Below are 22,475 nucleotides of genomic sequence, written 5' to 3' on the forward strand. Positions count from 1 at the left end.
GTTCAGCACCCCGAGACGGATCGACACGTCGAGCATCGACACCGGCTCGTCGGCGACGAGCAGCGACGGGCGGGACGCGAGCGCGCGGGCGATCGCCACGCGCTGACGCTGGCCACCGGAGAGCTCATGCGGGCGGCGGTCGATCACGGCATCCGCGTCGAGCCGCACGCGCTCGAGCAGTCGGCGCACCTCGGCCTCGGTCTCCTTCTTCGGCACGACGTCGTCGAGACGGATCGGGCGCTCGATGTGGTACCTGATCGAGTGGTACGGGTTGAGCGAGGCGAACGGATCCTGGAACACCATGCGCAGCTGCTGGCGGTACTTCCGCAGCCCCTTGCCGCGTCGAGGGATGGGCTTGCCGTCGAGGCGGACCTCTCCGGTCGTCGGCGTCTCGAGCTGGGTGAGGATCTTCGCGATGGTCGACTTTCCGCTGCCCGACTGGCCGACCAGGCCGATGGTCTGCCCGGAGTTCAGCGTGAAGCTGACGTCGTCGAGCGCCTTGAGCTGACCGGCTCCGCGGACGTTGTAGGTCTTGGTGACGTGGGAGAACTCGAGAGTGGTCATCGGGTCAGCACTCCTCGCGCACCGGTGAGACGGGGGAACGACGACAGCAGTGTCTTCGTGTAGTCGTTCTGCGGATTCGTCCAGATCTGCTCGGCGGACGCGAGCTCGACGATCTCTCCCTCGCGCATGATCGCGATGCGGTCGCTGATCTCGAGCAGCAGGGGAAGGTCGTGCGTGATGAAGATCACCGAGAAGCCGAACTCGTGTCGCAGCTGCGAGATCTGCTTGAGGATCTCTCGCTGCACCAGTACGTCGAGCGCGGTGGTCGGCTCGTCCATGACCATCAGCTGCGGACGGAGGGCGAGGGCCATCGCGATCATGACGCGCTGGCGCATGCCGCCCGAGAGCTCGTGCGGGAACGAGCGGGTGCGCTGGCGCCCGACTTTGACGATCTCGAGCAGCTCTTCGGCCTCGGCACGGCGCTGCCGACGCGTCATGTCGGGGCGGTGGATCTCGAAGACGTCCTCGAGCTGCGACCCGATCGTGGCGACGGGGTTGAGCGCGTTCATCGCCCCCTGGAACACCATCGACACCTTGTCCCACCGGAACTTCTGCATCGCGTCGACGTCGAGGGCGTTGATGTCGACGTCCACGCCGGATGCATCGTGGAACGTCACGCTGCCGCCGGCGATCACCGCGGGGGCACGCAGCAGGCGCTGCACCCCGTAGGCGAGCGTGGTCTTGCCGCACCCGCTCTCTCCCGCGAGGCCGAGGATCTCGCCTCGCTGCAGTTCGAGGGTCACGTTCTTCACCGCCTCGACGGGCGGATCGACGTCGTACACGACCGAGAAGTCGCGCACGCTGAGCAGGGGTTCTGACATGAGGGGTCCTTCGTCGGTCGGGAGGTCGGTGGGAGGGGCGGATGCGGTCGCATCCGCCCCTCCGCGCGCTGCTTACTCGGCCGGCTTCAGCTTCGTGAGGATCATCACGATGTTCTGCTGCGTCGGGTCACCCGAGGCGTAGGGGTCGTCCTCGGACGGCCATCCCACGTAGTTGCGGGTGTTGTACTCGCCGAGCAGCGGGTGCGCTCCGAGCGGGATCGCCGGGACCTGATCGACGAAGATCTGCTCGAGAGTGGTGATCGCCGCGGTGCGCTCCTCGTCGGACGAGGCGTTCGCGTAGGTGTTCAGCGCCTCGGTGGCCGCCGGGTCCTCGAAGCGTCCGAAGTTGAATCCTGCGATGCCCTCGGGAGAGATCCAGCGCGGGTCCATGGTCGAGGTGTAGAGGCCGTAGGCCGTGCCGCTGTCCTCGAGCCAGTGGATGATGGCAGAGAACGTGCCCTCGTCGCGGGGTCCGGCCCAGCCGCCCCAGTCGGGCATGTCGATCTTGACCTCGGCGCCGATCGCCTCGGTGATGTCCTCGGCGATGAGCTCCTGCGCCGTGTTCCAGTCGCTCCATCCGGAGGGGACGGAGAGGGTGAACGAGACGGGCGTGCCTTCGGGGTCGACGAGCGCGTCGTCCTTCCAGGTGTAGCCGGCCTCTTCGAGGATCCCGCGCGCCTTCTCGGCGTCGACCGAGTAGTCCTGGCCCTCGAACTCGGGCTGGATCTCGTCTTCGAGGATCGAGGACAGACCGGTGACGGACCACACCGGCTCGCTGGCACCCTCACGGGCGATGTCGACGTAGGCGTCGCGGTCGATCACCCAGGCGAGCGCCTTGCGGAACGCCACATCGTCGAACGGCTTCTGCTGCAGGTTCATGAACAGCGTCGCGGACCCGGTGGTCGGAGCCACGAAGAACTTGTTGTGCTCGGGGTCGGCGTCGAGGAACTGCTCCTGGATCTGCGGGATGAACGCCTGCGCCCAGTCGGCCTCGCCCTGCGCGAGCGCGGTGGTGAGTGCCGTGTTGTCGCCGTACGAGACGTAGTGCAGCTCGGGAACGGCGAGGTCGCCGCCCCAGTAGTCGTCGCGGGCATCGAGCGTGACCGACTCGGTCGACCAGTTCGACAGCGCGTACGGACCGGTGCCGACCAGGTCGTCGCCCTTGACCGGGTCGGTCGCGGGCTCGTCGAACTTCTCCCAGATGTGCTTCGGCACGATGGGCACGTGCAGCACGCGGGCCTGGTTGACGTACTTCGACTCCCCGAAGGTGAGCGTGACGGCGTCGCCCTCGACGGTCGCGCCCTCGAACTTGAGGCCGGCGGTGTCGAGCTCCGGCGTCGAGACGAGCTCGTAGGTGAAGACGATGTCGTCGGCGGTGAACGGCTCGCCGTCGCTCCAGGTGACGTCCTTGCGGGGCACGACCGTGACCGCGGTGAAGTCGTCGTTCCACTCGATGCTCTCGGCGAGCCAGGGCGTGACCTCGCGGTCACCGGTCTGGTTCACGAGGCCGAGCGTCTCGAAGATGACCTTGCCGTAGCCGTACTTCGAGGCCGACGAGTCGCCGACGTACGGGTTGTTCGACTCGGTGGTGATCGCGCCGTCTGGCTTGGCGATCGTCAGGGCGGCACCGTCTCCGGAGCCGCTGTCGTTCGATCCGCCGGCGGCGCAGCCGGCGAGGGCCGAGATGCTGAGGGCGGAGATCGCCGCGACAGCGATCAGGGACTTTCTGAGCTTCATTGCTTCTCCTTGGGCACGGGTCGTTGTGCTGTGGTGCTGTCGGTGCTCGGGCATCCGACCTGTCTTTGCTTACTGGCGAGAAAGTAAGCTGGTGCGAGGTTACTCGTTGGTAAGTAGAGTTGGCAAGTACGATCCAGTGCAGGATTCCGTGCAGAAGAGGATGGACCATGTCGAAGGATGCTGTCGCCCACACGTCCGTCCGGCCTGCCACCCGCGAGAAGCGGGAGCAGATCCTCAAGGCAGCCGTCGAGATCTTCGGCAACAAGGGCTCGACCAACGGCACTCTCGCCGATGTCGCCGAGCAGGTCGGCATCACCCACGCGGGCGTGCTGCACCACTTCGGCTCGAAGCAGAAGCTGCTGCTCGAGGTGCTCGCCTACCGTGACCAGGCCGACGTGGCCGAGCTCGCCGAGAAGCACATCCCCGGTGGCCCCGAGCTCTTCCTGCACCTGGTGCGCACGGCGATCGCCAACGAGCGGCGCCCCGGCATCGTGCAGGCGTACACGGTCCTGTCCTCCGAATCCGTGACCGACAACCATCCCGGTCGCGAGTACTTCGAAGAGCGGTACACGACGCTGCGCCGCGAGGTGACCGACGCATTCCATCTGCTGTGCGCCCAGGAGGGCGTCACCGAGCCCGAGACGGTCGCGACCGCCGCGGCCGGAATCCTCGCCGTGATGGACGGCCTGCAGCTGCAATGGCTGCTGCACCGCGACGTCTTCGACCTCGGCGAGGCGAGCGAGTTCGCGATCCGCGCGATCGTGAACGGCGTGCTGCACCCCGGACCCACGCTGGAGTCCTACCGCCACGACTAGCGAGACGTCGAGTCTCGCACGATCTTGGATCCGAGAATCAACCCCAGCTCGTCACGACCGCAACAGCCGCTGCTACAGCTGATCCACTCGAGGCTGACTACGAGATCCAAGGTCGGGCCGGTGGCAAGCCTACGCGTGCGCCAGAAGCCCGTCGTCAAGTGTCCAGATTTTGGCCCGAATCTTGGATCGTTCCTCGAACTGGAGCCGCTCCGTGATGATACAAAGGTCGCCAGCGCCAACTTTATTCATTGCGTGCTCGACGTACGTCGACATCGTGTCGGCGCCGTCGAGCAGGGTGCGCAGGAAGTTTCTGTCCCACGCGACGTCATGAAGAACCCACGGCGCTTTGCGCTCGCAGATGAGATTGAGGATAGCGTCGAGCTTCTCGGCAGTCTGCCGGCGCAACTGCCCATCAGCGAGTTGAGCTATGAAGTTGCCCGTCTCGATGACCGACGTGATCGGAAGAATGAATCGCTCCCGGCGATTGAGACGCTCCGTCATCTCTCGCTTCACCTCATCCGCATTCTGATCGCGACCTGGAACTGGCACTAAGTTGCAAAGCACCGTGGTGTCAATGAATGAAACCTCAGTCATCATCCGAGCCCCAGGAGTCGCTGAAATTCCGCGTAATCGGGTTCCTCGTGCGCGCCCGACGATAGCTTGCCGCTCGTCACGGCCGCGCCGAGTGAGCCTTCCGCAAGCGAAATCGCGTATCCGGGAAGATCAATAATCCGCTCAAGCTTGCTGTACCCGGAACCGGGGTGTCGATAGCAAACGATTATGTTTTCGTTAAGATGACCCTCCGCAGCATCAAGGAGAGCTGGACTATGCGACGTGATCAGCACACTGGTTCCGGTGGATCGGCTGCTCTCCCGGATCAGTTCGAGCACCCTGTGCGCTTGGGATGGGTGAAGACCGTTTTCGAGCTCTTCCAGCACTACGAGCACTGCACCCCGCGGCTCTTCGTCGTCTATCGATGACGACATCGCCGAATCGATGTCTAGACCGTTCTGCGGCGAGAGCAATGCCGTCGCGATCCCGATGAAACGGAGAAGACCATCACTCATCTCTCGAGCCGGCGTTCGCTCGGATCGCTCAGTCGCCGCACCGCGAGACTCCTGTAGCGCCAACATAACGTCACCGAGTTCACTGCTCACGAACGAGATGCCTTGAACTCCGTCATCCGCGATCAGCCGCACAAGTTCCCCGATGCGGCGGAATGCATCGGGGTCAGTGGATTGCAAGTTCCTAAGTGCAGCCGACAGGTTCTCGCCCGTTCGACGAAGCTCGACATCTCTGCCGGGAACGAAATCTCTCATCAAGTGTGGAATTGGATCGAAGTGAAAGACCCCTCTGAGAGCATTCCTCACGGCTGCGACGGCCCTGAGGACAGACCTCTCCGCCCGGTTTGCCCCTGGGACAACCAGGGGAACCTGCGTCAACAGCAGCCTGCTGTCGCGAAACCTCGACCACGGATTTGATCCACGTTTACCGTTGTGAATCTCGGCCTCGATCCCGGTACCGGGGGCGCCCGCTCGTCTCGTCTCGAAGATCGGACCATACGAACGTGCACCGCTTGCGGCGGCTACTCCATACCCGTAAAGTTTCTCCGCGATTATGCGAATATCGGGCCGAACTTCGATCGTCACCTCGTACCGCAACGACTCACCGGCGTAATCTACGCGGCAGCCAAGCGTGAAGCTATTCGTCCCGTGGGGCGCACAGCCCTCGGACCCACCGCGAACCGCTCCCATCTCTCTCCGGCGTCCGTCTAGCGCATCTATCAGGTCTTCGCCCTCCGCTAGACGGGCGAGCACCTCTAGCCCATCCAACGCGTTCGACTTACCTGAGCTGTTGCGCCCGATCAGGAGCGTCAGGTCGTCAAGCGGAAGCGACTCTTCTCGGAAGGACTTGAAGGCAACCAGATTCAGCTCGGTCACGCGGGCGTCTGTCATGGATAAATCGTAGGCCCAACACGCCACCGAGTAGCTAGCACCCAGGACAACCAGCGTCAATCCGACCCTCAGGCCTGGAGGGTCAGTGCCCGCCCGGGACGGCGCCTGCGCAAGCGATATGTGGGAAAGTACGTTCGTGCGCAGTTACAAGAACCTGTCCGACCATGACTTCGAGCTCCTCGTCGCCGAACTACTTGGTGCGGACGAGGGTCGAGTCTACGAAGCTTTCGCCCGCGGCGCGGACGGAGGAGTGGACGTTCGATCACTTGGCCCTGACGGCTGTCTTGACGTGGTGCAGTGCAAGCACATGGAAGGAAGTACCTTCCCGCAAATTAGGTCAAAGGCGAGGGTCGAGGCGACCAAGCTCCGTAAGCTCGATCCACAACCAAACCGCTATCGCTTCGTAACGACACACTCGTTGACCCCCGGGAACAAGACTGAACTTCGGAAACTACTTTCACCCTGGATAGCGTCCGACGATGAAATCATTGGGGCGGAGGACCTCGAGCTGCTGCTCAATCGTCATGTGGCTGTGGAACGCAACCACGTAAAGCTCTGGATCAGCAACTTCGCGTTGCTCGATCGAGTCCTGCACTCAGCGACCTGGGTGCGTAGCGAACGGATGCTCGAAGAGATTGCCGAGACCCTACCGCGGTTCGTTGATACCGGCGCCTACGGAGTAGCAAGTGATCGCCTGCACAGCGAGAAGGTCCTAGTTCTATCGGGTCCACCCGGCATAGGCAAGACCACCATCGCCCGGATGCTTGTTGCCGACGCCGTGTCAAAGGGTTACGAGCCGATCGAGATCTCTGAGGATATTGAAGAGGCTCATTCAGTCCTCGAGGAAAGCCGACTTCAGGTCTTTATCTACGACGACTTCCTCGGAGCGACATTCCTCCATAATCGCCTGACGAAGAATGAGGACAAACGACTAGCTACCTTTATGCGTCGGTGCCGTCGCTCAAAGAACACATTGTTCATTTTGACTACCCGCGAGCATATTCTTCAACAAGCTCGAAGCTGGTACGAAGAACTGGATCGTCTGGACCTGCCGTTGTCGAGACTCCTTATCGAGCTTCGCTCCTACTCGCGGCGGGAGCGCGGCCTGATCCTTTACAATCACCTCTTCCACAACCAAGAGCTGACCAAGCCCCAGAAGAGATCGATGCTTCGGAACGCCGGATACCTTGAGGTGGTCGACCACCCCAACTACAATCCGCGAATCATCGAATACACGACCGCCAACTACTCCGCGGCGCCGCAGGGAACCAGCACCCTTGATTTCGCTCTCTGGAACCTAGACCACCCCGAACGAATCTGGCAGCACGCCTTTACTCAACAGCTCGACGACGATTGTAGAGACTTGGTCCTCATCCTAAGCTCTATCCCGAGCGCGATCACCGTTTCCCGCCTACATCCAGTGTTCGACGCGGTCGTCGCCGAGCGCGGTAGGCGACCGCCCCAGGGAGCGCTCCGACAAGCGCTCCGGGTTCTCGATGATTCCTTCACTCGAGCTAGCAATCGCTGGGCGCATGAACCGGAAATAGAGATCGCAAATCCGTCAGTTTCCGACTTCGCCGCATCTTGGTTGCGCGAGAACACCACCGATGCTCGGCAGCTGCTGGACGGCGCCATTTACTTCGAACAACTTGAATGGTTAGAGGCACAGGTCGTGCGTGCATCGAAAACGGTGACGTTGCAAGAAGCTCTTGAGCGAGCCTTCATGCGCACCTTCGATGCCGGACCTCCGACTTGGTGGTTCGACCGCGCGCCCTCGGCTCCTCTTGGACGATACGGGGAGGCTCGTCTTCTGTTTATTAGGCGAGTTCGTCGCAGGGCGCCCTCGGTTGGCAGCGAACTGTTCAACGAGTGGTGGAAAGAGCAGATGAAGCTTGCGGTCGAGTTGTGGAGAACAACGGGCGCGCACGACCTCGCAAGCGCCCTGACACTCGCCAGAGCCTTACTCGAAGACGAGCAGTTGAGTTCGGATGAGCAATCAGCAATCACTGCAGCCGCGATGGCGGCCGATTCAACGTCAGACTGGTCCTTGGTAGTTAGCGTGATCGCCGATTCCCCGTCGCTCTTCGATGAAGACGCACGAGCCTTTTCAGCGCGCTTCCGCGAGTGGGCAGAAGACCGTCTTAGTAATTCAATCGAGGAGGTTTCGGACTTGGAAGAGCTCTACGAACTCGAGGCCGCCGCCGAGTCATTGGGAGTGCCGATAACTTCGCACCTGTGGTCGAGCGCCTATGACGACATAAGCAACAGACCGAACGATGAGGTACCACAAGGTGAGAACTCAATCCGACCCCGCATTGAAGTCGAAGATGCAACAGACGGCGAGCTACGCCGACTCTTTTCTCGACTGGGGGAGTAACTGCCACCGCAAGAGGTGGTCAGCAGTACCGCCACGACTAGGCTCGGGGCCATGACGATCGACCTCGAAGCGCTCTACATCGACCTGCACCAGCATCCTGAGCTCTCGTTCCAGGAGACGCGCACCGCCGGCATCGCCGCCGGTCACCTGCGGGATCTCGGCCTCGAGGTGCACGAGGGCATCGGTGTCACCGGCGTGGTCGGCATCCTGCGCAACGGCGAAGGTCCGGTCGTCTGGGCGCGCGCCGACATGGATGCACTGCCCGTCGGCGAAGAGACCGGCCTCGCCTATGCAAGCACCGCGACCGGCATCGACCCCGCCGGCAACACCGTGCCCGTCATGCACGCCTGCGGTCACGACATGCACGTCACCGCCATGATCGGTGCGGTCGAGAAGCTCGTCGCCGAGAAGGACGACTGGTCGGGAACCGTGGTCGTACTGATCCAGCCCGCCGAGGAGTACGGAGCAGGCTCCCGCGCCATGCTCGACGCCGGCCTGCGTGACCTCGTGCCGCACCCCGATGTCGTCCTGGGCCAGCACGTCACTCCCCTGCCCGCCGGCACGATCGGCGTACGCCCAGGCACCCAGATGGCGGCATCCGACGGCCTCACCGTCGTGCTGCACGGACGCGGCGGTCACGGCTCGCGGCCGCACTCGACCATCGACCCCGTCGTCATGGCCGCGGCGACCGTCATGCGACTGCAGACCATCGCCTCGCGAGAGGTCGACCCCCGCGACGTCGCCGTGGTGACGGTCGGCTCGATCCACGCGGGTCTGAAGAACAACATCATCCCCGCCGAGGCGAAGCTCGAGCTCAGCCTGCGCTACCCGAACGACGAGATGCGCGACAAGGTGCTTGCGAGCGTCGAGCGCATCGTGCGCGCCGAGGCCGCGGCATCGGGAGCAGAGCGCGAGCCCGAGATCCGCACCGACCACACCCTGCCGCCGACGATCAACGATGCGGATGCCACGGCACGCGTCACATCGGCGCTGCAGCGCGCGCTCGGTGAGGCGTCGGTGATCGACCCCGGCATGTTCACCGGCAGCGAGGACGTGTCCTGGTTCGCCCGAGACACCGGGGCGCCCCTGGTGTTCTGGTTCTGGGGCGGCGTCGATGCGGCGAAGTTCGCTGAGTCAGCGGCGGCCGGCACCCTCGACAAGGACATCCCGACCAACCACTCGCCGTTCTTCGCGCCCGAGATCCACCCGACGATCGAGGTCGGCGTCACGGCACTGTCGGCGGCGGCGCGCGAGTTCCTCGACTGAGGCTGTTCCGCTAGCTCGGCGGTCCCGGCACGCAGCCCTGCGGTTCGGAGTTGCCGCTGACGACGAAGTCGCCGCAGGTCAGGAAATGCTCCTGGTTCGCGCCGAGCGCGAACGAGGCCACGCCGACCACGACGACCGCGATCACCACGAGGAATCGCCGGCCTCGGCTGATGTCCTCGCCGAACTCCGGCCACATGACGCGGGCGAGCACCCAGATCGTGGCAGGCACGCTCAGCAACGCCACGAAGACGGCCAGGAGGTCGATCACGACCGTCAGCACATCGTCGGAGTCCAGGGGCACGAACGACAGCACCAGCCAGAGGGACGGCACCAGCAGAGCGAGCGCCTTGAGAACCCGCGGCCTCCCCCGAGGCTGGAAGAGCACCACGATCAGCGCACCGACCGATGCCGCCCACACAGTGAGCAGCTGATCGAAGAAGAAGGTCCCCCACGCGCCCAGTGTGAACGCCGGCCACCAGACCGCGATGCTCATGGCGATGATGACGACGCCGGTCGCGCGGGCAGATGCAGGCGAGCGCGCCGGAGCGAGGCGGTCACTGCCGGCGTGGCGCGAGTCGTCGGATGGTGGGCTGCTCACGAGCTCACGGTAACAGCCGACACGACGCCGCCGCCGTCAGGCAGCGCCGCCGTTCACAATTCAGGAAGAACGCGTCGGCTCGGATCGGATTCGTGTCCCGCGAGAGCGGAACGCGCGTTCTCTGCTGCGTTGTGAACGCGAAGCGGGGCTGACTCAGCCGCCGATGGCGTTCATGCCGCGGGCGGGCTGCAGGAATGACGGGTCGTTGATCGCGTGTCCCGGCAGCTTGCCGTGCACGCAGGAGCGGAGCATGTCGGCGATCCCGCCGGCACGCCGGGCGGAGTCGGATGCCCCGTCGCCGCGCAGCACGCCTATCAGGTCGTACTCGGCGTTGGAGAACAGGCAGTTGCGCAGCTGTCCGTCGGCGGTCAGGCGCAGGCGGTCGCACGCGCCGCAGAAGGGGGCGGTGACCGAGGCGATGACACCGACCTCGTGCGGCCCTCCGTCGATGCGCCACTTCTCGGCGGGTGCACCGCCGCGACCGGGAACGGGCTCGAGGCTCCATCTTGCGCTGAGCTTCTCAAGGATCTCCTCGCGCGTGACCATCGAGGCGCGATCCCAGGTGTGCCCGGCGTCGAGCGGCATCTGCTCGATGAAGCGCAGCTGCGCTCCGACCTCCATCGCGAACGCGACCAGGTCGGGCAGCTCGTCGTCGTTCACACCGCGCATGGCGACGGTGTTGAGCTTGAGCGGGCGGAGTTCGGATGCCGCCGCTGCCGCGATGCCCTCGAACACGTCGTCGATGCGATCCCGGCGAGTGAGGTCGGCGAAGCGCTGACGGTCGACCGTGTCGATGCTGATGTTCAAACGTGTGAGCCCGGCGTCGATCAGCGCGGGCAGGTGCTTCGCGAGCGTGATGCCGTTGGTGGTCATGGCGACCTCGACGGGGCCCTCGTCGCCCTGGATCGCGGAGACGCGGCGAACGACCTCGACGATGTCGGCGCGCAGCAGCGGTTCACCGCCCGTGAGCCGGAAGGTGCGGATGCCGAGCGAGGCCGCGACCTGCGCCACCTCGACGATCTCGTCGGTCGAGAGGATGCTCGTGCGCGCGAGCCATTCGTTGCCCTGCTCGGGCATGCAATACGTGCAGCGCAGCGAGCAGCGGTCGGTCAGCGAGATGCGCAGGTCACGGTGCACGCGACCGTGCGTGTCGACGAGTCCGTGCGACGCGGGCGCGGCGGCATCGATGACCGCGGCGCTCGGCGCTCGCATCCCGATCACGACCGGCACAGCCGTCATCGCTCCATCCCTCTCCCCGACATGTTCCGAGACTACCCGCGACTCCGGCGCCAAGGCCCGCGCGGCGACGACGACCGGCATATTGCCAGGTCGCAGACCTCCAGTGCGGGTGCTCAACGGTTTCGACTCGTCCCCGTGTGATTGTCGCCGCGCACCTGTCGGCGACGCCGTCTACTGCTGCGGTCGCTGTGGGGCCGTGAAAGCCAGAAGAGCTGGGGTCGAAGAATCGATTCCCAGCATTGCGGCTGCTGGCACCGCAAGCGCTGCCATCTTCTTGTTCATGAGATCTCCTTTGACTCAAATGGGTGGATCCACGCCCGCACTTCGAGCGCGCTTGCAGGCGCCGCACTCAGCGCCGGTGTCCAGTGTTTGACGATGCCGACGACGCGGTAGTCACCATTCGGACTCATCGCCTCTCCTGCCATGAGGAGGTTGTTGTCCCGGTCCTCATTGGCGAGAATCTCGTCCGCGCGTCGGAGCATGGCGGTGGTGTTCTGAGAGTGGACAACGACCAGGCAAGTGCCCAGAAGCGGCCCCAGCTCAGACTCGACGCGATCGACATCAGTGGCCGCGACAACGACTGCGAAATGCTCGGCGTCGTCCACCACGACGAAATGCAATGCTGCTTCTTTCTCGACCAGCTCGCCAGCGACCGACCGAGCGAGGGAGAGATCGATCCCGGCCCGGCTGCCAGCAGCAGAAGGCAAAGACAGAAGAGCCTGCGTACCCAATGACGGCGGCGGCGCAAGGACTGCGGCATTCTCAGCTACCGGAATGATGTCCCGAACTGCGACTGCTCCCTCGCGAACCCACACTCCTCGCGCCTCGACGTAGCCGTGGGTCAAGCGATCGAGATCCGAAGATGCTTCCAGGTGAATCCTGGCATCGTCCATAGCAAGGCGGGTCTCGGGTGACAGCGAGACCACCGGAATCAACCACGAGTCGTGTTCGTCGTGGCGGACGAGTCCGCGGGCTGCAACCGTGTCCCCCACTGTCGCCCCTCTCGAAGTGTCTGACATCGTCACCATCTCCTCTTCCTCGCACCGACGCTGGTGCAAGACCCTCCCAAGGTCCCATCGCTACCGTGCGGAGACGAGTTCTGGTCTTATCGGCCGCGTCCGAATGAAACTCTGACGGCAACGAGCCTTCTTCCTCCACACCCACCGCGACGCATATCGATATGAAGCGCTGTCAGCGGAGAATTCGATGCTTGATCACGAAAGCTGGGCGCAGCTCAGGGCACCGCGACGAACCGCACCAGGGCCGGGTCCACCCGCAGCCGAATCCGGTCACCGACCGCGACCCCTCCGGCAGCATCCAGCGACAGGTCGACCGCCCCGACATCGGTGTGCGCGCGCATGCCTCCCAGCGTGGGCTCGATGCGCGCGACCACAGCCGGCCACGACTCCGGTCCGGTGTCGGCCACCCGCACATCGCCCGGGCGGAAGACCGCGGCGAGCGCGGCACCGTCCGTCGCAGCGAGAGCACGCGAGGCCGGATCGTCACTGGTCAGCAGCACCTCGCCGCTTCGCCATGCTCCCCCACTCGCCACCCCGACGAGGCGATTCACCCCGGCGATCGATGCGACGAAACCGGATGCGGGTGAGGCGAGCACCTCTCGCACCATCCCCTCCTGCGTCACGCGGCCCGCCTCGACGACGATCAGCCGGTCAGCGAGCGCGACGGCATCCGCGGCATCGTGCGTGACCGCGACGGTCGTGGTCGAGACGAGCTGGTCGCGCAGCATCCGCCGGATGTCACCGGCCGTCTCGGGATCGAGGGCGACGAGCGGCTCGTCGAGCAGCACGACACGAGGGGATGCGGCAAGCGCACGCGCGACCGCGACCCGCTGCTGCTCTCCTCCGGACAGCTCGTGCGGCATCCGCTCTCCGGCGCCGGGGAGCCCGACGCGCGCGAGCCAGTCGTCGGCGCCAGCTCGCGCTGCTCGCGCCTCGACCCCCGCCGCACGCGGCCCGAATGCCACGTTCTCTCGCGCCGACAGATGGGGGAACAGCCGGGGCTTCTGCCCGAGCAGCACGACACCGCGGCGCATCGGCTCGGTCCGCACCCTGGGCTTCGCGACCCGGTCGACGACCCGACCCTCGACGGCGATCTCGCCCCCACCCAACGGTTCGAGTCCGGCGAGCGCCTGCAGCAGCGTCGACTTGCCCGCACCGCTCGGCCCCATCACGGCGACCGTCTCTCCCGCCGCCACCTGCAGTGAGACGTCGACCGTGAAGTGCTCCCGCGGCACGACCACCTGAGCGTGCAGGCCACCGACGGCGCTCATCGTGCAGCCCCCGGACGCCACCCGCGCACCAGCAGCAGCACGAGGATCGCGGTGGCGAGCAGCAGCAGTGCGAGGGCGACTGCGGCTCCCTGGGTCACCCCGGCGCCGTTGAAGGCCGTGTAGATCGCCAGGGGCATGGTCTGCGTGACGCCGGGGCGGTTGCCCGCGAAGAGCGCCGTGGCCCCGAACTCACCGATCGCCCGCGCGAAGCACAGCACCACGCCGGCCACGATTCCGGGGGCCGCCAGTGGCAAGGTGATGCGGCGCAGGATCGTCCAGCGGCCGGCGCCGAGCGCCGCGGCGGTGCGCTCGTACTCGACCCCCGAGGTGCGCACGGCGCCCTCGACCGCCAGCACCAGGAAGGGCAGCGCCACGAAGGTCTGCGCGAGGATGACCGCCGGGGTGCTGAACGAGAGCCCGAGCCCGCCGAACCACCCCGCCCGCCCGAACAGGTAGAGCAGGGCGACACCGCCGACCATGGGCGGCAGCACGAGCGGAACCGTGACCGCCGCACGCAGCACGGCCGCGAGGCGAGGCCCTGAACGAGCGATCGTCAGCGCCAGCGGCACGCCGATCACGATGCACAGCAGCGTGGCGATGAGCCCCGTGCCCAACGACAGCAGCAGCGCCGAGCGCGCGGCCTCCGACGTCACGTCGGCGAGGAAGGTCGACCATTCGACGCGGGCGACCAGGGCCGCGAGCGGGAGGATGAGGAACGCGAGACCGATCAGCGCGGGGACGGCCAGGGCACGCGGCGCGTATCCGCGGGCTCCGGCCGCGCTCACGGCTTTCCGAATCCGAAGTCGGCCAGGATGCGCTGCCCCTCGTCTGACAGCACGAAGGCGACGAACGCCTCGGCGGCCGCGGAGTTCGGGGCTTCGGACAGTGCGGCGATCGGATAGTGGTTGACGACCTCATCGGCGCCGGCGGGCACGATCACCTCGACGTCGTCGCGGCCGATCACGTCGGTCGCATACACGAGCCCGGCATCCGCCTCGGATGCGGCGACCTTGGTGAGCACCGCCGTGACGTTCTGCTCGAGGCTGGCCGCCTCCACCGTGACGCCCGCGTTCGAGATCAGGGTGGCGGATGCGGCACCGCACGGCACCTCGGGGGCGCACAGCACGGTGGTGACGTCAGCCAGGTCGTCGAGGGTCTCGACGCCGCCGGGGTTGCCGGTCGGCACGGCGATCACGAGCGTGTTGGAGGCGAACAGGGTCGGGTCGACCGCGGCATCCTCGAGCTTGTCCATATTCGCATCGTCGGCGGAGGCGAAGACGTCGGCCGGGGCACCTTCGAGGAGCTGCGTGACCAGCGTCGAGGACCCGTCGTACACCCCGCTGAAGTCGACGTCCGGGTTCGCCTCGGTGAACGCCGCGCCGATCTCGTCGAACGCACCCGAGAGCGAGGCCGCCGCGTAGACCGTGAGCTCCCCGCTCACTGTGCTCGCGGATGCCTCGTCGGCGGCGGTCGGTGTCGGCGATTCGGCACCGGCGGCGCACCCCGTGAGGGCGAGCGCTGCGGCGGTCAGCGCGACCGTGAGGGTGCGGCGGAGGGTGCGGTTCATGTGTCAGTCCTTCGGCACTTCGACGACGACGTTGGTCGCCTTGACGGATGCGGTGGCGAGCGAGCCCACCTCGAGCTGCAGCTCGCGGGCGGCCTCGGCCGACATCAGCGAGACGACGCGGTGGGGTCCGGACTGCAGGTCGACCTGCGCCATCACTCCGTCGATCTGCACGCGGGTCACGATGCCGACGAAGCGGTTGCGGGCGCTCGAGAGCGCATGATTCGACTCCTGCGCCTCCTCGGCGAGCTCCACGGCACGGGCGGCGAGGGCGTCTCCGGGGATCTCGGCGGGCACGGCGTCGGTCGTCGGCAGCAGTCCCTGGTCGATCCAGCGCCGCACCGTGTCGTCGCTCACGCCGAGCAGCTGTGCCGCACGTGAGATCCGAAAGCTCTGCATGAGTGAACATTACCGCAGAAGCGGATACTGAGGCAGAAAAAAACCGCATCAGCGGAAGGGAGGCGTGCGAGCCGCATCCATCCGCTCCGCACCCCGGGCGAATCCCCCTGCGCCCGCCGCAATCGAGCACCCCGGGCATAGCCTGGGGACATGCAGCCGCTCGTCGCCCCCGCGCCCGCCCTCGACCCGGCAGAACTCGTCCGCACCGCCAGGCACGCGGTGCTCGCGGGCATCGGAGAAGAGGGCCAGCGCCGCCTCGCCGCAGCCCACGTCACCGTGGTCGGCGCCGGCGGCATCGGCTCCCCCGTGCTTCTCGCACTGGCCGCGGCAGGAGTGGGCAGCATCACCGTGATCGACGACGACATCGTGGAGCTGACGAATCTGCAGCGCCAGCTCGCCCACCGCGTCGAAGACATCGGCAGGCCCAAGACCACCTCGGCGGCGCGCGCGATCATGGCCCTGTCGCCCGGGGCGGATGTCGTGACGGCGGCGGAGCGACTCGACTCCGAGAACGCCGAGCGCCTGTTCGCCGGCGCCGACATCGTGGTCGACACGAGCGACTCCTTCGCGACCCGGCGCGATGTCGCCGCCGCGACCGAAGCCCTCGGTGTCCCCCTCGTGTGGGGCGCCGTGCAGGAGTGGCACGCGCAGGCGACCGTGTTCTGGTCGAACCCGCCAGAGCACGATCCGGTCGTGCTGACCGATCTCTTCCCGCTCGGCACCGAGGGCGAGCCGCCCAGCTGCGCGCAGGTCGGCGTGCTCGGCGCGCTGTGCGTGCAGGTCGGAGGGATGCTGGCGGGCGAGGTCGTGAAGCTCATCACCGGCGCGGGCGCGCCGCTGCTCGGGCGCCTCGCCATCATCGACGCACTCACCTCGAGACAGCACGAGATCGCGATCCGTTCGGCGGTGTCGGCATGAGCGCCGCGAGCGGCAGCCGCCGCACGGTCGAGGAGCAGTTCGCGCGGGTGCTGGATGCCGTGCGCACACTGCCCGCCGAGACACGGCCGATCCGCGACGCCGCCCACCGCACTCTTGCGGAGCCCGCGACGGCGGCCCACGACATCCCCCTCTTCGACAACTCGGCTATGGACGGCTTCGCGGTGCGAGCGGCCGACGTCTCCGCTGCATCCGCCGACAACCCGGTGGTGCTGCGCGTGGTCGCCGATCTGCCCGCCGGGGTGTCCGACGACCCGCCTCTGGATGCCGGCGAGGCCGCGCGGATCATGACAGGCTCCCCGACGCCGACCGCGGCCGATGCGATCGTGCCCTTCGAGGACACCGCCGGAGGGCTCGCCGACTCGCTCGGCGAGGTGCGGGTGCTGCGGGCACCGGCGACACCGGGAGCATTCGTCCGCCGCCGCGGCGCCGACCTGCGAGCGGGGGATGCCGTCGTGCTCGCCGGCGAGCGCCTCGGCGCCTTCCAGCTCGCGGCGGCCGTCGCAGCCGGCGTCGAGACCGTCTCGGTGACCCGGGCGCCGCGTGTGGCCGTGGTCTCGACGGGCAGCGAGCTGCTGGAGCCGGGTGAGCCCGCCACCCGTGGCCGAATCCCCGACTCGAACGGCCCGCTGCTCGAACTGCTCGTCGCCGCAGCCGACGCCGAAGTCGTGCTCGTCGCCCGGGTCGCCGACGATGCCGACGCCGTCCGCACCGTCACCGCGACCGCCGTCGAACGCGGCGCCGATGTGATCGTGTTCACGGGCGGCGTCAGCGCCGGAGCCTACGAGCCGGTGCGCGGCGCCTTCGACGGACAGGGTGCCGTCGAGTTCGCGAGCGTCGCGATGCAGCCGGGCAAACCGCAGGCGTTCGGCGCACTCGACTCCGGCACGCTCGTGTTCGGGCTGCCCGGCAACCCGGTCAGCGTCGCGGTCTCGTTCGAGGTCTTCGTGCGGCCGGCGCTGCTCGCGCTGCAGGGTCGCTCCGAGATCCATCGCGCTCGCGCATCCTTCACGGCGGATGCCGCCTGGACCACCCCTCCCGGGCGGCGCCAGTACCTGCCCGCCGTCGTCGACCTCGCGAACCGCACGGTGCGCCCCGCGACCGCCGGAGGGTCCGGATCGCATCTGGCCGGCGGTCTCGCCCGGGCACGCGCTTTCGCGATCGTGCCCGCCGAGGCCGAGGCCGTCGCCGTGGGCGACGTGATCGATGTCATGCTGGTCGAATGAGTTTCACGCACCTCGACTCGGCCGGTCATGCGCACATGGTCGATGTGACCGCCAAGCAGCCGACCGTCCGCACCGCGACCGCTCGCGGCTTCGTGCGCTGCAGCCCCGAGGTCATCGCGGCGCTGCGCGACGGCACCGCCCCCAAGGGCGACGTGCTCGCGGTCGCCCGCATCGCCGGCATCCAGGCCGCCAAGTCGACGCCCGCCCTGTTGCCCCTCGCCCACGTGATCGGCGTGCACCGGGCGAACGTCGAGCTCGACATCGTCGACGACGGCGTGCACGTCGAGGCGACCGTCGGCACCGCCGACCGTACCGGCGTCGAGATGGAAGCACTGACAGCCGTCTCGGTGAGCGCTCTCGCGATCGTCGACATGATCAAGGGACTCGACCGCTCGGTCGTCATCGAAGACGTGCGCATCGTCGCGAAGTCGGGCGGACGCTCGGGCGACTGGGTGCGCGAGGGCGAGACCCGATGACCGCGCCGCTGACCACGACCGTGCGCGTGCGCTACTTCGCGGCCGCCGCAGAGGCTGCGGGCACCGACTCGGAGGAACGCGGCGAGCGCTCGCTCGCACAGCTCCGCGCGGCACTCGTGGCGGAGCATCCGGCTCTCGCCGACATCCTGCCGCGCTGCGCGGTCATGGTCGACGGCGTGCGCAGCGACGACGACCGATCGCTCGACGATGCTCAGCTGATCGACGTGCTCCCGCCGTTCGCCGGAGGCTAGACCACCGGCGAAGCGATGGCCGCGGGGCGTGCGCTTCGTGCGGCGATCTGCGCTTCGGAAGGACGCGGATGCCGAGAACGGCCGTCAGAAGCGCAACTGGCCGCGTGAAGCAGCCGCAACCCGGCTCAGCCGCCGATGCCCTTCCAGGACGTCGATCCGTCGGACTCGACCTGACGCTTCCACACGGGCAGCGAGGTCTTGATGTCCTCGATGATCGCGCGGCACACCTCGAACGCCTCGGCGCGATGCTCGGCGGCGACCGCGATCACGACGGCCGCATCGCCCACGTCGAGCCGTCCGATGCGATGACTCACGGCCACCGCGACGCGGGCCTCGCCGACGGCATCCGCTGCCGCCTCCTCCGCGATGCGCCGCAGTGTGGTCTCGGCGTCGGGGTGCGAGCTGTACTCGAGCCCGACGACAGGCGTCTCGGCATCCGGGTCGTTGTCGCGCACCCGGCCGATGAAGGTCGTCACGCCGCCCAGCGCAGGGTCCTCGACGGCGGCGAGATGAGCGTCGAGGTCGAGGCGCTGGTCGGAGATCGCGGCGATCCGCACCTCGTTCATGCGTGGTCACCGCCCTCGACCTGGTCGACCACGTGTCTCGCGACGGTCAGCACCACGGGAACTCCGGATGCCACGGCACGCGTGGATCCCGGCAGGTTCACGACGAGCGCTCCGGCCGGGTCGACGACACCGGCGAGCCCGCGGGAGAGCACCGACAGCGGCGTGTCGGAGAGGCCGCTGTGACGCAGTTCCTCGGCGATGCCCGGCACCTCGCGGGTGATGACCTGACGGGTGCCCTCGGGGGTCTCATCTCGCGGGCTGACGCCCGTGCCGCCCGTCGTCACGATCAGCCGCACGCCCCGCGCGACCGCTCGGCGCAGTGCATCGGCGACGGAGGCCGCCCCATCGGGGATGACCTCGGCGTCGGGGCAGTGCCACCCGGCATCCCGCAGCAGACCGACCGCGATCGGACCGCCTCTGTCTTCGCGTTCCCCGGCGAACGAACGGTCCGAGACGGTGATCACGCAGGCGGGGAGCGACGTCATGGCTCCACCCTAGGTGCTGCCCCGCAGCGACGCACGGGCATCACGAGACGCGGATGAGCGAACGCTGCCAGCCCGACGATCCGTCCGGCGCGATCGGTGCGCGTTCCTCGATCTGCATGTCGCCGTTCTTGTTGATCGCTCGCACGGCCACGTAGTGCGTGCCCGGTGTCGCATCCCACTCCATGAACCACTGCACCCAGGTGTTCTCGTTGATCGGGGCCGAGAGCGTCGCCGGCATCCAGTCGCCCTCGTCGATGCGCACCTCGACGCGCTCGATTCCCACCGTCTGCGCCCACGCGACACCGGCGATCGGGATGCGACCGGCATCGACGGCCTGGCCGACCTTGGGGGTGTCGACGCGCGAGGCGAACTTGATCGGAGCCTCTGCGCTGTATCCGCGCGGAGTCCAGTAGGCCTCGTCCTTGTCGAACGTGGTGACCTTGAGCTCGGTGAGCCACTTGGTCGCCGAGACGTAGCCGTAGAGCCCCGGCACCACCATACGCACGGGGAAGCCGTGCTCGAGCGGCAGCGGCTCGCCGTTCATTCCCACGGCGAGGATCGCGTCGAGGTTGTCATCGGTCAGCGCCGACAACGGCGTGCTGGCGGTGTAGCCGTCGACGCTCTTCGACAGCACCATGTCGGCACCGGACTTCACCCCGGCCTTCTTCAGCACATCGCGCAGCGGAACACCCAGCCACACGGCGTTGCCGACGAGGCCCCCGCCGACCTCGTTCGAGACGCACGTGAGCGTGACCGCGTACTCGTCGAGGCCCATGTCGAGGATGTCCTGGAAGCTCATCTCGACGCGCTGATCGACCATGCCGTCGATCACGAGACGCCAGGTCTCGGGGTCGATCGTCGGCACGGTCAGTGCGGTGTCGACGCGGTAGAAGTCCTTGTTCGGCGTGATGAGCTTAGTGAGGCCAGGGATGTCGAGCTCGGCACCCTTCGGGACGGTCACCGTCGACTTCGGCGACGGCAGTTTGAGGGCGTCGCGGATCGACGCGACGGATGCGACCGTCATGCTCACGGTGCGCGAGGCGACGCCCACGACGACGGCGGCGACGCTGGCGATGCCGGCGAGGATGAAGAACTGTCGACGACCCAGTGCCTTCGCGGGCTTGCCGTCGGAGGCCTCGGCCTCGGCATCCGCTGGCTCGGTGGTCTCCCCCTTGCGGTCGACCATCGCGGCGGGAACGGCGGAGGCCTTCCACGCGACGAGGCGGCGGGTGAGCATCACGAGGATGACGGAACCGACGATGGTTCCGAGCACGGGAGGCAGGAAGGCGAGGGGCGTGACACCGGCTCTGGTCACGATCGCCGCGGTGGAGAGCACGCCCGCGACCACCAGGGCGATGACGCCGAGCGGGGGACGGAGCAGCTGCAGGATGCCGGCGATCGCCGACGCGATCACCACCGCGAGACCGAGACCGGCCAGGAGCGCGATCTTGTCGTACTCGCCGAAGGTCGCGATCGCGAACTCCTTGAACGGCTGGGGCACGATGTCGATCACGAATCCGCCGACGGCGAGGAGGGGGCTGGCCGAGCGCGCGAAGATCAGCGCGAACAGCTCGGCGGTCGCGAGGAAGACGAGTCCGCTGATGACGCCCGAGAGGGCCGCCCAGAAGAAGAACCTCTTGCCTCTGCTCTGCCGTGTGCTCGTGCCGCGCTCTTCTGCGGTGCTGCGCTGTGCCATGGTCTGCTCCTTCGCACCGAGGACGGTGTGGTCTCGGGTTGTTCGGAGCGGACGCGCGAACGGATGGTCGCGGCATCGGATGCTGCGTGATCAGAGGCGGCGCGCGGTGATGGTGTCGCGGTCCTGCAGTTCGCGCAGCGTGCGCAGGCACCTCGAGCAGAGGATCTCGACGCGACGCGGGTGGTTCTCTCCGCACACGCAGTCGACCGACACGCGCCACTTGGCCTTGCGGCCGCAGGCGGCATACGCCTCGTCGTCGCCGTGGTCGCACTCGCACAGCTGGCGCCCTCGGTCGAGTCCGGGGACCTCGACGAGGGTGCGCTCGATGTCCGAGACAGGGGCCTGCTGCGTCTTCACCACCTGTCGATGCTCCCAGGGCCGTGCAGCCCCGCGCAACACCGCGACGGGTGGCGCGTCAGACCTGCACGACGTGCGGGGGCGGCGGCGGGGCGAGCTGACGCTGGGGCACGCCGTGGGCCTCGCGGTGCAGACGCTCCATGCGGCTGTCGAGTTCGGCCGCGGCCTCGGCGGCATCGGTCAGGCTCTCGACGAGGTGCGACGGCACCTGGTTCGAGAACTTGTAGTAGATCTTGTGCTCGAGGCTGGCCCAGAAGTCCATCGCGATGGTGCGGAACTGCACCTCGACCGGCACCGACAGGGCACCGGTCGAGAGGAACACCGGCACCTCGATGATCGCGTGCAGGCTCTTGTAGCCGTTGTCCTTCGGGGTCGCGATGTAGTCCTTGACCGTGACGACGGTCACGTCGTCCTGCGCGGTGAGCAGATCGAACAGACGGTAGACGTCGGCGACGAAGCTGCAGGTCACGCGCACGCCGGCGATGTCGGTGATCTCGGCGCGGATGCGCTCGAAGTCCGGCTCGGCGATGCCCTTGCGGGCGATCTTCTCGACGATGCTGTCAGGAGTCTTCAGCCGGCTCTTGACGTGCTCGATCGGGTTGTACGCGTGGTGGTGGGTGAACTCGTCACGAAGGATCGAGATCTTCGTCTCGACCTCCCGCATCCCGAACTCGTATTCGCGCAGGAAGCGCTGGAACTCATCGCGGAGTTCCCGAGTCTGCTGGATGGCGTCATCGGTGACCTGGAGGGACGTCATGTCTTCGACGTTACGCGTCCGTGATCGGAAGTGGCTGTGCATCGTCGATGAGAAATCGAGTCGAACCCCCGTTGACGATGTCGGAGCCCGGGTCTAGAAC

General features: G+C 67.1%; 24 protein-coding genes. 7 read left to right on the forward strand and 17 right to left on the reverse strand.

From position 1 onward, the window contains the following. The 3 genes from ASF80_RS09625 to ASF80_RS09635 all read right to left on the reverse strand — a co-directional run. Positions 1 to 564 (reverse strand): ABC transporter ATP-binding protein (locus tag ASF80_RS09625; protein ID WP_235559928.1); only part of this gene is annotated, 564 nt, incomplete at its 3' end. Beyond that, the gene (locus ASF80_RS09630; RefSeq protein ID WP_056310222.1) at positions 561 to 1,385 is read right to left on the reverse strand and encodes an ABC transporter ATP-binding protein; all 825 of its coding nucleotides are present in this window, start codon (positions 1,383 to 1,385) and stop codon (positions 561 to 563) included. The genes ASF80_RS09630 and ASF80_RS09625, both read right to left, overlap by 4 nt. Before the next feature lie 72 nt (positions 1,386 to 1,457). Next, a complete protein-coding gene (locus ASF80_RS09635) occupies positions 1,458 to 3,122 on the reverse strand; it encodes an ABC transporter substrate-binding protein (protein WP_056310223.1) in 1,665 nt (554 codons plus the stop codon). Positions 3,123 to 3,289: 167 nt separating this feature from the next. Between ASF80_RS09635 and ASF80_RS09640 the strand changes: the two genes are divergently transcribed. Further along, positions 3,290 to 3,937 carry a TetR/AcrR family transcriptional regulator gene (locus ASF80_RS09640; protein ID WP_056310226.1) on the forward strand — a complete coding sequence of 216 codons (648 nt, stop codon included), beginning with the start codon at positions 3,290 to 3,292 and terminating at the stop codon, positions 3,935 to 3,937. Between the two features lie 129 nt (positions 3,938 to 4,066). Here the strand turns inward: ASF80_RS09640 and ASF80_RS09645 are convergent, their stop codons facing one another. Next, positions 4,067 to 4,438, reverse strand: a complete 372-nt coding sequence (locus tag ASF80_RS09645) for a hypothetical protein (RefSeq protein WP_157521017.1) — start codon at positions 4,436 to 4,438, stop codon at positions 4,067 to 4,069. Positions 4,439 to 4,530: 92 nt separating this feature from the next. Then, positions 4,531 to 5,892, reverse strand: coding sequence for an AAA family ATPase (locus ASF80_RS09650; RefSeq protein ID WP_056310230.1), 1,362 nt, complete (start codon positions 5,890 to 5,892; stop codon positions 4,531 to 4,533). 136 nt (positions 5,893 to 6,028) lie between these two features. On the opposite strand from ASF80_RS09650, the gene ASF80_RS09655 reads away from it, so the two are divergent. Both ASF80_RS09655 and ASF80_RS09660 read left to right on the forward strand, forming a co-directional pair. Beyond that, entirely contained in the window at positions 6,029 to 8,269 is a 2,241-nt protein-coding gene (locus tag ASF80_RS09655; RefSeq protein WP_162239127.1) for an ATP-binding protein, read from the forward strand. A 51-nt stretch (positions 8,270 to 8,320) separates the two neighbouring features. After that, the gene (locus ASF80_RS09660) at positions 8,321 to 9,535 is read left to right on the forward strand and encodes an amidohydrolase (RefSeq protein ID WP_056310234.1); all 1,215 of its coding nucleotides are present in this window, start codon (positions 8,321 to 8,323) and stop codon (positions 9,533 to 9,535) included. A gap of 10 nt (positions 9,536 to 9,545) precedes the next feature. Here the strand turns inward: ASF80_RS09660 and ASF80_RS09665 are convergent, their stop codons facing one another. The 7 genes from ASF80_RS09665 to ASF80_RS09695 all read right to left on the reverse strand — a co-directional run bounded on the left by ASF80_RS09665 (position 9,546) and on the right by ASF80_RS09695 (position 15,625). After that, positions 9,546 to 10,133 carry a hypothetical protein gene (locus tag ASF80_RS09665; RefSeq protein ID WP_235559930.1) on the reverse strand — a complete coding sequence of 196 codons (588 nt, stop codon included), beginning with the start codon at positions 10,131 to 10,133 and terminating at the stop codon, positions 9,546 to 9,548. A 153-nt stretch (positions 10,134 to 10,286) separates the two neighbouring features. Then, complete coding sequence (moaA, locus tag ASF80_RS09670) at positions 10,287 to 11,372, reverse strand: GTP 3',8-cyclase MoaA (RefSeq protein ID WP_056310236.1); 1,086 nt, start codon at positions 11,370 to 11,372, stop codon at positions 10,287 to 10,289. A 278-nt stretch (positions 11,373 to 11,650) separates the two neighbouring features. Beyond that, on the reverse strand, positions 11,651 to 12,364 hold the full coding sequence (locus ASF80_RS09675) for a hypothetical protein (RefSeq protein WP_157521018.1): 714 nt from the start codon (positions 12,362 to 12,364) through the stop codon (positions 11,651 to 11,653). 242 nt (positions 12,365 to 12,606) lie between these two features. Beyond that, positions 12,607 to 13,662 (reverse strand): ABC transporter ATP-binding protein, encoded by a 1,056-nt coding sequence (locus ASF80_RS09680; protein WP_056311973.1) that lies wholly within the window; start codon positions 13,660 to 13,662, stop codon positions 12,607 to 12,609. Next, on the reverse strand, positions 13,659 to 14,447 hold the full coding sequence (modB, locus tag ASF80_RS09685) for a molybdate ABC transporter permease subunit (RefSeq protein WP_056310241.1): 789 nt from the start codon (positions 14,445 to 14,447) through the stop codon (positions 13,659 to 13,661). The genes ASF80_RS09680 and modB overlap by 4 nt, the downstream gene beginning before the upstream one ends. Next, complete coding sequence (gene modA / locus ASF80_RS09690) at positions 14,444 to 15,229, reverse strand: molybdate ABC transporter substrate-binding protein (protein ID WP_056310243.1); 786 nt, start codon at positions 15,227 to 15,229, stop codon at positions 14,444 to 14,446. The genes modB and modA overlap by 4 nt, the downstream gene beginning before the upstream one ends. Positions 15,230 to 15,232: 3 nt before the next feature. Continuing rightward, positions 15,233 to 15,625: a TOBE domain-containing protein gene (locus ASF80_RS09695; RefSeq protein WP_056310245.1), complete on the reverse strand. Its 393-nt coding sequence runs from the start codon at positions 15,623 to 15,625 to the stop codon at positions 15,233 to 15,235. A gap of 150 nt (positions 15,626 to 15,775) precedes the next feature. Between ASF80_RS09695 and ASF80_RS09700 the strand changes: the two genes are divergently transcribed. Genes ASF80_RS09700 through ASF80_RS09715 form a run of 4 tightly spaced genes read left to right on the forward strand, consistent with a single transcriptional unit; the run spans position 15,776 to position 18,514 of the window. Continuing rightward, positions 15,776 to 16,543, forward strand: a complete 768-nt coding sequence (locus ASF80_RS09700; protein WP_056310247.1) for a HesA/MoeB/ThiF family protein — start codon at positions 15,776 to 15,778, stop codon at positions 16,541 to 16,543. After that, positions 16,540 to 17,787, forward strand: a complete 1,248-nt coding sequence (glp, locus tag ASF80_RS09705) for a gephyrin-like molybdotransferase Glp (protein WP_056310249.1) — start codon at positions 16,540 to 16,542, stop codon at positions 17,785 to 17,787. Before ASF80_RS09700 ends, glp begins: the two co-directional genes overlap by 4 nt. Beyond that, positions 17,784 to 18,263, forward strand: a complete 480-nt coding sequence (gene moaC, locus ASF80_RS09710) for a cyclic pyranopterin monophosphate synthase MoaC (RefSeq protein WP_056310251.1) — start codon at positions 17,784 to 17,786, stop codon at positions 18,261 to 18,263. The genes glp and moaC overlap by 4 nt, the downstream gene beginning before the upstream one ends. Continuing rightward, on the forward strand, positions 18,260 to 18,514 hold the full coding sequence (locus tag ASF80_RS09715; RefSeq protein ID WP_056310253.1) for a MoaD/ThiS family protein: 255 nt from the start codon (positions 18,260 to 18,262) through the stop codon (positions 18,512 to 18,514). Before moaC ends, ASF80_RS09715 begins: the two co-directional genes overlap by 4 nt. 125 nt (positions 18,515 to 18,639) lie before the next feature. On the opposite strand, the gene ASF80_RS09720 is transcribed toward ASF80_RS09715, so the two are convergent. The 5 genes from ASF80_RS09720 to ASF80_RS09740 all read right to left on the reverse strand — a co-directional run bounded on the left by ASF80_RS09720 (position 18,640) and on the right by ASF80_RS09740 (position 22,375). Then, on the reverse strand, positions 18,640 to 19,080 hold the full coding sequence (locus ASF80_RS09720) for a molybdenum cofactor biosynthesis protein MoaE (protein WP_056310255.1): 441 nt from the start codon (positions 19,078 to 19,080) through the stop codon (positions 18,640 to 18,642). Beyond that, positions 19,077 to 19,565, reverse strand: a complete 489-nt coding sequence (locus ASF80_RS09725) for a molybdenum cofactor biosynthesis protein B (protein ID WP_056310257.1) — start codon at positions 19,563 to 19,565, stop codon at positions 19,077 to 19,079. Before ASF80_RS09725 ends, ASF80_RS09720 begins: the two co-directional genes overlap by 4 nt. Before the next feature lie 40 nt (positions 19,566 to 19,605). Continuing rightward, the gene (locus ASF80_RS09730) at positions 19,606 to 21,261 is read right to left on the reverse strand and encodes a molybdopterin-dependent oxidoreductase (protein ID WP_056310259.1); all 1,656 of its coding nucleotides are present in this window, start codon (positions 21,259 to 21,261) and stop codon (positions 19,606 to 19,608) included. A 90-nt stretch (positions 21,262 to 21,351) separates the two neighbouring features. Beyond that, the gene (locus ASF80_RS09735; RefSeq protein ID WP_056310261.1) at positions 21,352 to 21,621 is read right to left on the reverse strand and encodes a hypothetical protein; all 270 of its coding nucleotides are present in this window, start codon (positions 21,619 to 21,621) and stop codon (positions 21,352 to 21,354) included. A 55-nt stretch (positions 21,622 to 21,676) separates the two neighbouring features. After that, entirely contained in the window at positions 21,677 to 22,375 is a 699-nt protein-coding gene (locus tag ASF80_RS09740) for a GTP pyrophosphokinase family protein (protein ID WP_056310262.1), read from the reverse strand. Positions 22,376 to 22,475: the final 100 nt, after the last annotated feature.

It is taken from the genome of Microbacterium sp. Leaf159, assembly GCF_001423615.1.
GTDB lineage: Bacteria > Actinomycetota > Actinomycetes > Actinomycetales > Microbacteriaceae > Microbacterium.

What these genes read in the sequence shown, in the direction of transcription:
- ASF80_RS09630 (WP_056310222.1), bottom strand. Translation starts at nt 1,385, where the DNA reads ATGTCAGAACCCCTGCTCAGCGTGCGCGACTTCTCGGTCGTGTACGAC.
- ASF80_RS09635 (WP_056310223.1), bottom strand. Translation starts at nt 3,122, where the DNA reads ATGAAGCTCAGAAAGTCCCTGATCGCTGTCGCGGCGATCTCCGCCCTC.
- ASF80_RS09640 (WP_056310226.1), top strand. Translation starts at nt 3,290, where the DNA reads ATGTCGAAGGATGCTGTCGCCCACACGTCCGTCCGGCCTGCCACCCGC.
- ASF80_RS09645 (WP_157521017.1), bottom strand. Translation starts at nt 4,438, where the DNA reads ATGACGGAGCGTCTCAATCGCCGGGAGCGATTCATTCTTCCGATCACG.
- ASF80_RS09650 (WP_056310230.1), bottom strand. Translation starts at nt 5,892, where the DNA reads ATGACAGACGCCCGCGTGACCGAGCTGAATCTGGTTGCCTTCAAGTCC.
- ASF80_RS09660 (WP_056310234.1), top strand. Translation starts at nt 8,321, where the DNA reads ATGACGATCGACCTCGAAGCGCTCTACATCGACCTGCACCAGCATCCT.
- moaA (WP_056310236.1), bottom strand. Translation starts at nt 11,372, where the DNA reads ATGACGGCTGTGCCGGTCGTGATCGGGATGCGAGCGCCGAGCGCCGCG.
- ASF80_RS09680 (WP_056311973.1), bottom strand. Translation starts at nt 13,662, where the DNA reads ATGAGCGCCGTCGGTGGCCTGCACGCTCAGGTGGTCGTGCCGCGGGAG.
- modA (WP_056310243.1), bottom strand. Translation starts at nt 15,229, where the DNA reads ATGAACCGCACCCTCCGCCGCACCCTCACGGTCGCGCTGACCGCCGCA.
- ASF80_RS09695 (WP_056310245.1), bottom strand. Translation starts at nt 15,625, where the DNA reads ATGCAGAGCTTTCGGATCTCACGTGCGGCACAGCTGCTCGGCGTGAGC.
- ASF80_RS09700 (WP_056310247.1), top strand. Translation starts at nt 15,776, where the DNA reads ATGCAGCCGCTCGTCGCCCCCGCGCCCGCCCTCGACCCGGCAGAACTC.
- glp (WP_056310249.1), top strand. Translation starts at nt 16,540, where the DNA reads ATGAGCGCCGCGAGCGGCAGCCGCCGCACGGTCGAGGAGCAGTTCGCG.
- moaC (WP_056310251.1), top strand. Translation starts at nt 17,784, where the DNA reads ATGAGTTTCACGCACCTCGACTCGGCCGGTCATGCGCACATGGTCGAT.
- ASF80_RS09715 (WP_056310253.1), top strand. Translation starts at nt 18,260, where the DNA reads ATGACCGCGCCGCTGACCACGACCGTGCGCGTGCGCTACTTCGCGGCC.
- ASF80_RS09720 (WP_056310255.1), bottom strand. Translation starts at nt 19,080, where the DNA reads ATGAACGAGGTGCGGATCGCCGCGATCTCCGACCAGCGCCTCGACCTC.
- ASF80_RS09725 (WP_056310257.1), bottom strand. Translation starts at nt 19,565, where the DNA reads ATGACGTCGCTCCCCGCCTGCGTGATCACCGTCTCGGACCGTTCGTTC.
- ASF80_RS09730 (WP_056310259.1), bottom strand. Translation starts at nt 21,261, where the DNA reads ATGGCACAGCGCAGCACCGCAGAAGAGCGCGGCACGAGCACACGGCAG.
- ASF80_RS09740 (WP_056310262.1), bottom strand. Translation starts at nt 22,375, where the DNA reads ATGACGTCCCTCCAGGTCACCGATGACGCCATCCAGCAGACTCGGGAA.